The sequence below is a fragment of the Amycolatopsis rhizosphaerae genome, assembly GCF_007713715.1.
Classification (GTDB): Bacteria; Actinomycetota; Actinomycetes; order Mycobacteriales; family Pseudonocardiaceae; genus Amycolatopsis_E; species Amycolatopsis_E rhizosphaerae.
In genome coordinates this window covers 1-13,982 of sequence record NZ_VJWX01000156.1, presented here as the reverse complement: position 1 = coordinate 13,982, position 13,982 = coordinate 1, and the positions used below count along the sequence as shown (strand labels likewise).

Below are 13,982 nucleotides of genomic sequence, written 5' to 3'. Positions count from 1 at the left end.
GGGAGAACAGGAGCTTGGGGGTGAGCAGCAGCCCGGCCTGTGCGGCACGCGCGACGACCCGGATCCCGAGGATGGAGTCACCGCCGAGGGCGAAGAAGTCGTCGTCGCGGCCGACGCGGTCCAGGTTCAGTACCTGTGCCCAGAGGTCGGCGAGCACCTTTTCGGTCTCGTTTTCCGGCTCTGTGTAAGGAGTTTCGGGGCCAACCCTGGCGGGGTCCAGTTCCGCGAGCGCGGCGCGGTCGAGTTTGCCGTTGGCGGAGCGGGGCAGTTCGCCGAGCGTCACGAAAGCGCCGGGCACCATCGGGTCGGGCAGCCGGCGGGCGCAGTGCTCGCGCAGAGCCGTGGCCGTGGTGCCGGGTTCGGCCACGACGTAGGCGACCAGCCGGGTGCCGTCGTCGTGTTGTCGCGGCAGCACCGCGGCGTCGCGGACGGCGGCGTGCCGGCGCAGGACGACGGTCACCTCGGCCGGTTCGACCCGGTGCCCGCGGATCTTGACCTGGTCGTCGGCGCGGCCGCGAAAGACGAACTCGCCGTCGGTGTCGCGGTGTGCCCGGTCGCCGGTGCGGTACATCCGCGCGCCGGGGACGTCGCTGAACGGGTCGGGGACGAAGCGTTCGGCGGTGAGCGCGGGGCGGCCGACGTAGCCGCGGGCGAGCCCGGCGCCTCCGACGTGGAGCTCGCCCTCGGCCCAGGTCGGGACCGGGCGCAGCTCGGCGTCGAGCAGGTGGACGTCGCTGTGGGGGAGGGGCGACCCGAGGGGGACCGGACGCCGGTGCGCCGTGATCTCGTGGGTGAGGACGCCGACGGTGGTTTCGGTGGGCCCGTAGTGGTTGACGACGCGGCAGCCGGGAGCGAGCCGGTGGACCGTGTCGACGAGGTCGCCGTCGGGTGCCTCACCGCCCAGTACGAGACAGGTGGTGGGGAGCACGGACGCGGCGTCCACAGTGGACAGCAGCGCGCGCAGGTGCGTGGGCACGACCTTGAGGCAGTCGACCGGCCGGAGCTGCGCGGGATCGGTGCCGTAGTCGCTGGGCAGCAGGTGCAGCGTGCCGCCCGTGCACAGCGCGGCGAACAGCGTGGTGTTGCCCAGATCCGCCGCCACACCGGAGAGGAAGCCGTAGGAAGCGCCGTCGGGCAGGGCGAGGGCAGCGACGATGCTGGTGGTGTAGCTCGCCAGGTTGGCGTGGCTGACGCCCACCCCTTTCGGCGTTCCGGTGGAACCGGAGGTGAAGACGACGTAGGCCAGGCGGTCGTCGGCGTTCCCGCCGGGCACAGCCGGGCCGTCTTCCGGTCCGGGGCCGGACGGGAGGGCGTCCAGGCAGACGGTCGTCCGTCCCGGCTCGGCGAAGTCCGCGGCATGGCGGGACAGCGTGACGACGAGTCTTGCGCCCGCCTCATCCAGGGCGAGCCGGCGGCGGGCGGACGGCGTTTCCGGGTCGAGCGGGACGTAGGCCGCGCCGCTCTTCAGGATCCCGAGCAGCCCGACGACCAGGTCACACGAGCGATCCACGCAGAGGCCGACCCGCACCTCGGTACCCCCGCCACCCTCACGCAGGAGGCGGGCCAGCCGGCCGGCCTGCTCGTCGAGCCTGGCGTAGGTCAGCTCCCGCTCGGCGTCCCGCACCGCCACCCGGCCCGGTACCCGCCGGGCCTGCTCCTCGAACCGGCGATGGACCGGGACGCCGGCCGGAGGCCGGGCGGCCGCGCGGGGTTCCCCGCCGGATTCCAGCGGCAGCGTCCGCGCGGGGGCCTCCGGTGCGGCGGCGGCCGCGGTCAGCAGGGTCCGCAACTGTCCGGAAAGGACCGGCAGCGCGGCGGACTCGCACGCGCCGGCGTCGTAGCGCAGCTCGACGTGGAGCTCCGCACCGGTCTCCCTGCCGGCGAGCCGCACCGGGAAACGTTCGGTGGCCGCGTCGGCGGCTTCGAGCACCATGCCCGGTGGCTCGGATTCGAAGGCGTGCCAGGAGAAGCCCGCGATCGCGGACGGCGAGGCCGCCGGATCGAAGTACGCCTCGACCTCGGCCGTCTCCCGCAGCTCCGCCTGGACCTGCCGGGCGAAATCGGCGAACGTCGTGTGGGTCTTTGGGCTGGCCGTGGACGGCGGGTACTTCGCGTAGGGGCCCAGCGCGCCGCGCAGTTCTTCGGCCCCGCGGTTGGCGTGGCAGACGCCGATCGCCAGGTCCGCCCTTCCGGTGATCCCGCGAAGCAGGAGATGCCAGGCGGTGAGGAACAGCACCGGCAGGTCGACGTCGAGCCGGGCGGCGAGCTCACGCAGGCCGGTCACCAGTTCGGCGGGCAGGCCGACCCCGAAGTACTCCGGCCTGGACGCGCCGTCGTGGGGCTTGGCGAAGGGTAGCTCCCCGCCGCCGCGGGGACGTCCGAGCCAGAACTCCCGTTCAACCTGGAACTCGGCGTCGGTGAGCAGATCTTCCTGCCACTGCGCGAAATCGGCGTACTGCAGCGGTTCTTCGCCGCACGGTGGCCCGGGCTCCGCCAGTTCCCGCACCAGGTTTCCGAGCGACGCCTCGTCGGCACACAGCGCGGGGACGGCCAGCAGCAGCCGGTCACCCTCCTCCCGCAGGACCATGGTCGCGTAGACGGTGGGGCCGTGCTCGAGGTCGAACGTGCGGGCGCGCGACTCCTCCCGCAGCGCCGCGAACCGTTCTTCCCTTTCCTCGACGGGCAGGCCACGCAGATCCCGGACCTCGAACGCGAGAGTGCCGTGCCCGTCGAGGACGATCTGGAGCGGCACGTCCACGCCCTGCACGCGGCGGAAGACGGTCCGCAGGATCTCGTGACGCGCGACCGACCGGCTCAGCGCGTCCCGCAGCGCCGCGGGCCGGCACTCGTCCGGCAGCCGGACCACGCACCAGGTCACGGCCGTGGCGGCGGTGTGCGGGTGCCACACCCTCCGCTGCTGCGCTGAGAGCCGGTATCCCTCGATGGCGGTCATGCGGAATCTCCTTGCTCACGTTCGGTCCCCGGCTCGAGGACGGCCTCCCTGCGGGCGGTCCGGAGGCGGTGCATGCTGGCGAGGGTGACCTTGGTGCGGCGGGCGTGCCTGTGTTCGGCCTCGGCTTCGTCCAGCCTGCGGGCCAGCGCCGTCAGGCGGACGTCGGGATCGGCGAGCACCGTTTCGAGCGTGCGGCCGAACCGCCGGGCGAGCCGGGCCATCGTGGCCGCCTCGAACAGGTCCTTCCGGTACTCGAACACCCCGCGCAGCCCGTCGGCGGACCGCTGGACGTCGAGCCGGAGGTCGTACCGGGCCAGCTGCCCGGACTCGCCGAGCGGTTCGAGGCGCATCCCGGGGAAGGTCTCGGCCACCGGTGGCATTTCCTGCACCACGAACCAGGTCTGGAACAGCGGCAGGTGGCTCGTGCTGCGTTCCGGGGCCAGCTCCTGCACCACCCGCTCGAACGGGACCGCCTGGTGCGCGTAGGCCCCGAGGCAGACCTCCCTGGCGCGGCCCAGCAGCTCCCGGTAGCTCGGGTCGCCGCCGAGGTCGAGCCGGAGCACCAGGGTGTTCACGAAGAAACCGATCAGGCCTTCCAGTTCCGTCCGGGTGCGGTTGGCGACCGGAGTGCCCGCGACCACCTGAGCCAGATCGCGGGTCTGGCCCAGGGTCACCGAGAAGGCGGCGAAGAGCGCCATGAACGTCGTAACGCCCTCCTGACGGCTCAGTTCTGCCACCCCGGCGTCCACAGTGGACGAGAGCTGGACGGACTCGGTGGCGGCGGCGAGCCCGGCCGCCGGGGAGCGCGGCCGGTCGGTGGGCAGGCTGGTGCCGCTCAGTCCGGCGAGTTGCCGTCGCCAGTAGGCCAGGTGCGGCTCGAGCCGTTCGCCCGTGAGCCATTCGCGTTGCCAGGCGGCGAAATCGCCGTACTGCACGGGCAGCGCGGGCAGCGCGGTTGCCGGGCCGCGCTCGCCGCCGAGCGCGGCCCGGTACCCGGTGCCGAGCTCGGCCAGCAGCACCGCCATCGACTCGCCGTCGGCGATCAGGTGGTGCAGGCAGATCGTGAGCACGTGCTCGTCCGGGCCGCACCGCAGCAGCAGGACCCGCCACAGCGGCCCGGCCATCAGGTCGAACGGCGTGCGCGCGGCCAGTGTCACCAGCCGCCGGAGGTGCTCTTCCCCGGTGTCACCGAGGTCGATCACCGGCACGGACGCGGCGAGCCGTGGCACCGCGAGCTGTCCCGGTTCGTCGCCGCCGGTGGCGGCCAGGTGCGTCCGCAGGGTTTCGTGCCGGTCCACCACGGCCTGCCAGGCCCGCCGGAACGCGGCCACGTCGAGCGGTCCGCGCAGGCGGACGGCGCCGGAGATGTGGTACAGCGGGGTACCGGGTTCCCACTGCTCCAGGAACCACAGCCGCTGCTGGGGGAAGGACAGCGGCAACGGCACGTCGCGCCCGGCCCGTGTCACGGGCGGGAGTTCGGCGATCGGCTCGCCGTCGGCGTGCTCCCGCAGCAGGAGACCGACCCGCGCGGCGAGGTCGGCGAGCGTCGCGGTTTCGAAGACGAGCCGCAGCGGGACGTCCACCGCCAGTGCGGTCCGCAGGCGGGTCTGGAGCCGGGTCGCGACCAGCGAATGCCCGCCCAGCGCGAAGAAGTTGTCGTCGCGTCCGACGTGCGGCACGCCGAGCACCTGCGCCCACAGACCCGCGATCAGCTCCTCCAGGCCCGGCCGTGGGGGCGTGTGACCGGCGTCGCCGGGCCCGGGCTCGCCCCCGGGAGCCGGAAGGGCCCGGCGATCGATCTTCCCGTTGGCGTTCAAGGGAAACGCGTCCAAGGTCACGAACCCGGCGGGCACCATGTAGCCGGGAAGCCGCTGGGCGCACCAGTCACGCGACTCCGCGGCCGTGACGTCGCCGGGGACGGTGTACGCGACGAGACGTTTGTCGCCGGGGACGTCCTCACGGAGCAGCACGACCGCCTCGGACAGCCGGGGGTGCGCACGCAGGATGCTCTCGATCTCGCCGAGTTCGATGCGGAAACCCCGCAGCTTGACCTGGTCGTCCGTCCGCCCGGCGAAGACCAGCGCGCCGTCGGCACGGGTGCGGACCAGGTCGCCGGTGCGGTACATCCTGGCCCCGGGCACTCCGGCGAACGGATCGGGCAGGAATCGCCCGGCGGTGCGGGCGGGGTCGTCCCAGTAGCCGTGGGCCAGGCCGTCACCGCCCAGGAACAGCTGGCCGGTGATGCCCGGCGGGACCGGGTGGCCCGCGGAGTCCAGCACGTACGCGGTCGTGTTGGCCAGCGCCCGCCCGATGGGCACCGTGACCGCGCCTCCCGGGACTTCCCGCACGAGGTGCCAGGTGGCGAACGTCGTGGATTCGGTCGGCCCGTAGACGTGCAGCAGCCGCCGCGGCCCGGCACGCAGGATTTCCCGCACGGCGGCGGGGTCCACCGCCTCGCCGCCGAAGAGCACCTGCCGCATCGGGGCGAACGCGTCCGGTGCCGCCGCGGCGACCTGGTTGACGAGCGCGGTGGTCATGAACAGGGTGGTCAGCCCGTGCCGCCGGATCAGGGCGGCGTAGGCGACGGGATCGAGCACCTGCGGCTTGCGCACGACGACGAGCGCGGCCCCGTGGAGCAGGGCGCCCCACACCTCGAAGGTCGCGGCGTCGAAGGCGGTGTTGGACGCGAACGCGACCCGGTCGTCGGGCCGCAGCGAAACGTAGCCGGTCTCGCACACCAGCCGTATGACGGCGCGGTGCGGCACGGCCACGCCCTTCGGGGAGCCGGTGGAGCCGGAGGTGTACATGACATACGCGAGCGCTTCGCCGCCTGGGACCGGTGCCTCCTCGGTCGCGGGCGTTTCGCCGAGATCGTCCAGGCACAGCACGGAAACCGGGGCGGACAGCCGGGGCCGCGACGCCTCGTCGGTGACCACCACGTCCACCCGGCTGTCGGTCGTCAGGTACGCGATGCGGTCCGGGGGAGCGGCCGAATCCAGCGGCACGTACGCGGCTCCGGCGCCGACGATGCCGAGCAGGGCGGTCACGCAGCCGGGCGAGCGGTCCAGGAACACGCCGACCCGGTCGCCCGTTCGCACCCCGAGGCCGCGCAGCGCGCCGGTCACCCGTGCCGCTTTCGATGCCAGTGCCGCGTAGGTCAGCTGCCGGTCCCCGTCCGTGAGCGCCACGGCGTCGGGCGTCCGGGCGACCTGCGCGGTGAACAACTCGTGCAGGCTCCGCTCACCCGGATACACCGTGCGGGTGTGCCGCCAGCCGGCCACGAGCCGGTCGCGGTCCCGGTCCGGCACCGGGGACAGCGCGGCCACCGGAGCCGCCGGGTCCGCGACCATCGCCGCGAGCAGGTTTTCCATTCCCGACAGCAGTTTCCGCGCGGCCTCCTCGCCGAACCGGCGGATGTCGTGGATCACCTGCACCCGCAGCTCGCGCCCCGGCACCACGACGAGCGTCAGCGGGTAGTTGGTCTGTTCGGTGGATCGGACATCGGTGACGGACACCCCGGCGAAGGCGTCGTCCGAGCCGGGGCCCGCCGGGTAGTTTTCGACCACGACCAGACTTTCGAACAGCGGAACCCCGCGGGGGACGTCACTCCAGCCGTGTGCCAGCACCAGGGGCGTGTGCTCGTACTGCCGCAGTTCGAGCAGCTGCGCCTGCACCTCACGCAACCAGTCCACTGTAGACATCTCAGACATCTCAGGCATGTCCGGCGCGACGCGGACCCGCACCGGCAGGGTGTTGATGAACAGGCCGACCATGTCCTCGACCCCCGGCAGGTCCGGCGGGCGGCCGGACACCGTCATGCCGAAGACGACGTCGTCGGTGCCGCCGTACCGGCTCAGCAACACCGCCCAGGCCGCCTGCACCAGCGAGCCGAGCGTGAGCCCGTGGGTCCGGGCCAGCTCGTCCAGGCCCGCGGTCAGCCCGCTCGGCAGGTCGATGCCCCGGGTCCGGAAGTCCAGGGCCGCCGGAGCGCCGGGGGAGACGTCCTCGGCCAACGGCAGCGGTGTCGGGGCCGAAAAGCCCGCGAGCCTGCCTCGCCAGAAGGTTTCGAGCTCAGCCTGGTTCCGCTCCCTCAGCCAGGTGATGTAGTCGTGGTAGGGGCGGGGCTCGGGCAGCGTCGCGTCCTGCCCGGCGTAGAGCGCGGTCAGCTCCCGCAGGACTCGCGGCACCGACCAGCCGTCCAGCAGGAGGTGGTGATGGGTCCACACGAACTGGTGGACCTTTTCGTCCAGCCGCAGCAGGGTGAACCGCTGCAGCGGCGGCCGGGCCGGATCGAGCCCGCGGGCGCGGTCCTCGAGGAGGAATGCCTCGATCCGGGCCGGCCGGTCCCTCGCCGGGACGTCGCGCCAGTCCTCCTCCGTCCACGGCAGCGTCACCTCGCGGTGGACCACCTGCACGGGCTGGGCGCTGTCCATGGCGTGGAACGAGGTCCGCAGCACGGGGTGCCGCGACAGCAGCCGCTCCCAGGCCCGCCGGAACGCCGCGGTGTCCAGCGGCCCGTCGAAGCGGCAGCTGACCTGTTCCACGTACACGTCGTTCTCCGGCGTGTAGAGCGCGTGGAAGAGCATCCCCTGCTGCAGCGGCGACAACGGGTAGATGTGCTCCACCGGCGATGTCATGACGGCCTTCCCGTCGAGGGCGAGTCGAATCGGGACAACAGTTCGGTCAGCTCGCGGGAGCCGAGGTCGAGCCCGTCGAAGTCGGCGGGCGCGGCCTGTCCCGCGCCGGGCTCGTCATGACCGTCGACGAGCGCGCACAGGACTTCCAGGCAGTGCCCGGCCAGCGCGGCGATCGTCGCCTCGTGGTGCAGGCGACTGCTGTAGGTCCAGGTGAACCGCAGTTCGTCGGCCAGCACGACGGCGTCGATCTCCAGGAGGTGTGAGCGCGGTGCCCGTGGATCCGCGCCGGGCCCCGCGGACTCCTCGCCCGGCTCCCACAGCCCCTCGCCGCGGAAGGTCTGGCCGAACTGGCCGAGGTAGTTGAACGACACGGCCGCCGGGGGCAGTTCCGCCAGTTCCGCGACCGCCGGGTCATCCCCGCGCAGGTGTTTCAGCAGGCCGAAACCGATGCCGTGCCGTGGTACCCGCCGCAACCGTTGCGTGACCCGGCGCAGGCTCGCGGCGGGGTCGTCCGGCACGGGCTCGAGCAGGACCGGGTAGAGGCAGGTGAACCAGCCGACCGTCCGGGAGAGGTCGGCGCCGGTGCCGAGATCCTCGCGTCCGTGTCCTTCGAGGTCGACCAGCACCCGGGGTTCGTCGAGCCAGGCGGTGAGCGCGGTTGCGACGGCGGTCAGCAGGAGTTCGTCGATGCGGGCCCGGTAGGCCGCCGGGACTTCGCGCAGCAGCGCACGGGTCCGTTCCGCGTCGAGCGACACGGTGACCGTGGCGGCGTCCGCGCGGGTGTTGGCCTCGGCCGGGCCGCCCTCGGGCAGGAGGTCGACGGCGAATCCGGTTTCCTCGCCGGCCCGTGCGGCCGCCAGCCAGTACCCGGTTTCGCTCCCGGTCTCCGTGCCCTGGGCGTGTTCGTGGAGCTGCCGGGCCCAGGCCCGGAAACTGGTGGTCTTCGGCGGGAGGGTGACGGCGCTGCCGTCGCGCGCCTGCCGGTAGGCGAGTTCGAGGTCCTCCAGCAGGATCCGCCACGAAACGCCGTCGACGGCGAGGTGGTGCACGGCCAGCAGCAGCCGTGGGGGCACGCCGTCACCAAGGTCGAAGTAGACCGCGCGGAGCAGGCACCCCGCACCGAGGTCGATGCTCGCCTGTGCCTGCGCCGCGAGTCGTTCGATCTCCGCGGTCCGCTCCGCCTCGGGCACGTCCCGCAGATCCTCCACCCGCACGAGCCGTGCGGGCATCCCCGCCGTGCCCGCCTGGTCCTGCCGCCAGCCGCCGGCGGCCCGCACCAGCCGGAGCCGGAGCGCGTCGTGCTGGTGGACGAGCGCGCGCACCGCCCGCTCCAGCGCGTCGAGCTGGACCGGGCCCCGCGCCCGGAACACCGCGGCCTGGTTGTAGTGGTGGGGTGCCGTGGCCGATTCGGCCAGGAATCCGGCCTGGATCGGGGTGAGGGGCACCGGCCCGGTCACCTCACCCTGCTCGGCGGCCGGTGCGGACACGACGAGTTCGGCCACCGCCGCGAGCCCGCGCAGGGTCGGCCGCTCGAACACCTGCTTCGGCGTCACGACCCAGCCCGCGGCCCTGGCGCGCGCGACCACCTGGAGGCTCACGATCGAATCCCCGCCGAGCGCGAAGAAGTTGTCCTCCGCTCCCACGCGTTCGACGCCGAGCACGGCCGACCAGACCTCGGCCAGTGCCGACTCCGCGGCCGTCGCGGGCGGCACGTGTTCGGTTTCGTCGGCCGTCACCCGCGGCTCCGGCAGGGCGGCGATGTCGACCTTGCCGTTGGGGGACAACGGGAACCCGGAAAGAGGGGTGAACACCGCGGGCACCATGTGGGCGGGCAGCCGGTCCGCGCAGTGGGCGCGGAGGTCTGCGCCGGGTTCCGCGATCACGTAGGCGGTCAGCCGTTCGCCGCGCACGGTCACCACCGCGGCCTCCACCGCCGGGTGCGTGACGAGGACGGCTTCGATCTCGCCGGGTTCGACGCGGAAACCACGCAGTTTCAGCTGGTGGTCGAGCCTGCCGAGGAACTCGAGCCCGCCGTCCGCGCGTCGCAGGGCGCGGTCGCCGGTGCGGTACATCCGGGCGCCCGCGCCGAGGAACGGGTCGGGGACGAACCGGTCGGCGGTCAGCCCCGGCCTGCTGAGGTAACCCCGTCCGACGCAGCTCCCGCCGAGGTAGAGCTCACCCGGCACGTCCGGGGGTACCGGATGGCCGTTGCGGTCCAGCAGGTACACCCGCGTGTTGCCCACCGGCCCGCCGATCGGGACGGTGTCGTCGCCCTCCGCCGGGACACCGCCGAAGGTGTTCTCGATGGTGGTTTCCGTGACGCCGTAGGAGTTGTGCACCAGCGTTCGCGGCCCGGCGACCGCCCGTGCCTCCGCGTAGTCCTTCGTGGACAACCGGTCGGCGCCGCTGACGAGCACCCGCATGGCGTCGAGACGGCGTCCCGTGCGGCGCAGTTCCGCCGCGAGATGCCGCAGCACCACGGGGACGAATTCGGCGAAGGTGATCCGCTGCTCGTCGAGCAGCACGGCGAGCGCGGGCGGTTCGAGCAGGAGTTCGCGGGGGCAGACGACCAGTGTCGCCCCGGAGCCGAGCGCGCGTGTGACGTCGCCGGTGAAGACGTCGAAGGCGACTCCCGCCATCAGCAGATGCCGGTCGGCGGCCGAGAGCGCGTAGGCGTCCAGCCACGCGGAGGCGAGCCCGGCGAGATTGCCCCGGGTGATCTGCACGCCCTTGGGGGTGCCGGTCGACCCGGAGGTGTGGATGACGTAGGCGAGATTGTCCGCGACGGCGGTGTCCGGCAGGTTTTCCGGGCTTTCGCCGCGCAGGTCGCCCGCGTGCACGGCCTCGTCGTCGAGCACGAACGCCACGTCGGCGTCGGCCATCAGGTACGCGCGCCGGTCGGCCGGGTGACCGGGGTCGATCGGCACATAGGCCCCGCCCGCCTTCAGGACCGCCAGCAGCGCTGTGAAGAGCGCGGGGGACCGGTCGAGCAGGAGACCTACCCGCACCTCGGGACCGACGCCGCGGGCGCGCAGCCGGCGGGCGAGCCGGTTGGCGCGGGCGTTGAGCGCGCGGTAGGTGACCTGGTGCTCGCCGCAGACGAGGGCGATGGCGTCCGGAGTGCGGTCGGCATGCCGTTCGACGAGGCGGTGCAGATCCGGCGCGGACGCCAGGGCGGCGGGTGGATTCCCTGCGGTGATCGGCACTTCCCGCGCAGCGGCCGGCACCAGGGAAAGCTCGCTCAGCGGCCGGTGCGGGGCCGCTGCCATCCGGGCCAGCAGGTGCCGCAGCCGGGCCAGCAGCAGGCGGCAGGTCGCCGCGGTGTAGCGGTCACGGGCGTACAGGAGCGAAAGCAGCAGGCGCCGTCCGGGCGCGGAGGTGAGGGTCAGCGGGTAGCTGGTCTGCTCCTCGGCGTGGACCTGCTCGGCCTCGATCCCGGACAGCCCGTCGCCGGTGGCTTCGTCCACGGGGTAGTTCTCGAAGACGACGATGCTGTCGAACAGGCTCTGCCCGCGCGGCACGTCGCTCCAGCCCCGCATCTGGACCAGCGACGGGTACGCGTGGTCCTGAGCCTCGACCAGTTCCTGGTGCAACCCGCGCAGCCACTCCGTCGTCGTCTGCCCGGTGGCGGTGCGCACCCGCGCGGGCAGGGTATTGATGAGCAGCCCGACCATGGTCTCGACGCCGGGCAGCCCGGGCGGGCGGCCCGCGACCGTCACCCCGAAGACGACGTCGTCCTCCCCGCTGTGCCGGGCCAGCAGGAGCGCCCACGCGGCGTTGACCAGGGTGCTCAGGGTCAGGCCGTGCTCGCGGGCCAGCCGGTCGAGGTCCGCGGTCGCGGTTTCGGGGAGCCGGATCTCCTCGACCGCGTAGCCGGTGGCGGGCCCGCGCGAATTCTTCTCGACAGGCAAGGGAGTCGGCGCGGAGAAGCCACTCAGCCTCTCGCGCCAGAACGCTTCGGCCCGCGCGGGATCCTGCCGGTCGAGCCAGGCGATGTAGTCGCGGTACGGCGGTGCCGGGGGCAGCGCGAGTTGCTCCCCCCGCCGCGCGGCCTCGTAACCGGCGAACAGTTCCTTGAGGATCAGCTGCATCGACCAGCCGTCGGCCTGGATGTGGTGCTGGGTCCACACCAGGTGCCAGACGTCGTCTTCGAGCCGGATCAGGGTGAGCCGGACGAGCGGAGCCTTCGCCAGGTCGAAGCCGCGGGCACGGTCCTCGGCGAGGAAGGACGCCAGCGCCTCCTCCCGGCCGGGCGTCCCGCGCCAGTCCAACTCGGACAGCGAGGGTGTCACCTCGCGGTGGACCAGCTGGACCGGGCGGTCCAGCCGGTCCCACCGCAGGGACGACCGCAGCACCGCGTGCCGCCGTACGATCGCCTGCCAGGCCGCGCGGAACCGGTCCGGTTCCAGCGCGCCGCGGAGCGTGCCCGCCACCTGGACGAGGTAGTCACCGCGCCCCGGCGCGCTCAGCGTGTGGAAGAGCATCCCCTCCTGCATGGGCGAAAGCCGGTAGATGTCCTCGACAGAGCCGTCGACAGAGCCGTCGACGGAGCCGTCGACATCGACATCGCGGATCAGCCGGTCGAGCGCGGCCTGGTCCAGGTCCGCGAGCGGGAAGTCCGCGGGCACGGCCGCGCGGCCCGCGCCGGTCACCAGCTCCGCCAGGTGGTCGCGCAGCCGGTCCGCGAGCCGCCGGGCGGTCCCGGGCCGGTGCAGCCGGGTGGAGTAGAGGAGACGGAGCCGCAGCCTGCCCTCGCTCACCAGCCCGACGACGTCGAGGACGTAGGGGCGCCGGTCCACTGGGGACTGGTGCGGGCCGGTCTGCCCGGTCGCGGGCAGCCAGGGCGAATCCCCGTCGAAGGACTGGTCCACCTGACCCAGGTAGTTGAACGAGACCTCCGGGCCGGGCAGCCCGCGCAGCGGGGCGGTGTGCCGCAGCAGCCCGAAACCGAGGCCGTCGCCCGGGGTCCGCGCCAGCCGGGCCCGTGTTTCGCGCAGGGCGGCCGTAGCAGGCCGGCCCGGCGTGGCGGGCAACGCGACCGGATGGATGGTGGTGAACCAGCCGACCGTTCGGGACAGGTCGACGTCGTCCCACTTCGGCACGCGGCCGTGGCCCTCGACGTCGACCACCACGCGGTCCTCGCCGGTCCACTCGGTCAGCGTCCGGCCCAGGGCGGCGAGAAGGAGGTCCTGCGGCGTCGCGTGGCCGGGCGTGGCGCCCGAGCGCAGCAGCGCCCTGGTCCTTTCCGGGCCGAGGGTGACGGTGACCGACTCCGTCGCGCCGTAGGTGTTGTCGGCCGGGGAACCGGGGTGGTCACGCGGCACCGTCAGCCCGCCGCCGGTGAGGGTGTCCACCCAGTGGGCGGTTTCCCCGGTGGGCCGCTCGGCGTCGAGCCGGCGCGCCCATTCCCGGAACGACGTGGTCTTCGCGGGCAGCCGGACGGGCTCGCCCCGGTCCGCCTGCGCACAGGCCGTCGCGAGGTCTTCGAGCAGGATCCGCCACGAGACGCCGTCGACCCCGAGGTGGTGGGCCACGAGCAGCAGCCGGTCGCCCTCCTCGCCGAGCCGGAAGAGGACCGCGCGCAGCAGGCGGCCGGAGCCGAGGTCGATACCGGCCTGCGCCCGGGTGGCGATCTCGGTGAGCCGGGCGGTCCGCTCGGCCGTGGGTGTCCCGGTCAGGTCGACGGTGGTGAGCAGCGGGCCGCCGGTGCCGGGCCCGGCGTTGTCCAGTTCCCAGCCTTCGCCCAGGCGGCGCAGCCGCAGCCGCAACGCGTCGTGGTGAGCCGTCAGCGCCTCGATCGCGGTTTCCAGCGTCCCGGGTTCGATCGGCGTGCGCGGACGCACCAGCAGGGACTGGGTGAAGTGCTGCGGTGCGGTCAGGTCCTGATCGAGGAACCACCGCTGGACGGGGGTGGGCGGCACCGCTCCGGTCACCGTTTCCTGCGGCACGGCCGTCTGCCCCCCGGTCCCGCCTTCGCCGAGGACCGCGGCCAGCTCCGCGACCGTGCGGTGCTCGAAGAGCTGCCTCGGCGTCATGGGCAGCCCGGCCTGCGTCGCGCGGGCCACCACTTGGACACTGAGGATGGAATCGCCGCCGAGGGCGAAGAAATCGTCGTCGCGGCCCACCCGTTCGACCCCGAGCACCTTGGCCCAGATGGCCGCCAGCGTCTTCTCGGTCCGCGATTTCGGCCGCGACGGCGCTTCGTCCGCCGGTGCGGCGACGGCCGTTCCGGGGGCGGGCAGGGCGGCACGGTCGACCTTCCCGTTGCGGGTCACCGGCAGGGCGTCGAGCGGAATGATCACGGCGGGACCATGTAGTCGGGCAGGTGCCGCGCGCAGTGGTTGCGCAGATCGCCGACGGTCGTGTCGGGTTCCGCGACGACGTAGGCGGCC

3 protein-coding genes are annotated in these 13,982 nt (G+C 73.3%); all 3 read right to left on the bottom strand.

Annotated features, from left to right (window positions below; all coding sequences use genetic code 11):
* Nucleotides 1-2,953 (bottom strand): non-ribosomal peptide synthetase (locus tag FNH05_RS17065; protein WP_144589379.1); only part of this gene is annotated, 2,953 nt, incomplete at its 3' end.
* Nucleotides 2,950-7,590: a non-ribosomal peptide synthetase gene (locus FNH05_RS17060; protein WP_144589377.1), complete on the bottom strand. Its 4,641-nt coding sequence runs from the start codon at nucleotides 7,588-7,590 to the stop codon at nucleotides 2,950-2,952. The genes FNH05_RS17060 and FNH05_RS17065, both read right to left, overlap by 4 nt.
* Nucleotides 7,587-13,892, bottom strand: a complete 6,306-nt coding sequence (locus FNH05_RS17055; RefSeq protein ID WP_186382584.1) for a non-ribosomal peptide synthetase — start codon at nucleotides 13,890-13,892, stop codon at nucleotides 7,587-7,589. Before FNH05_RS17055 ends, FNH05_RS17060 begins: the two co-directional genes overlap by 4 nt.
* Nucleotides 13,893-13,982 lie beyond the last annotated feature (90 nt).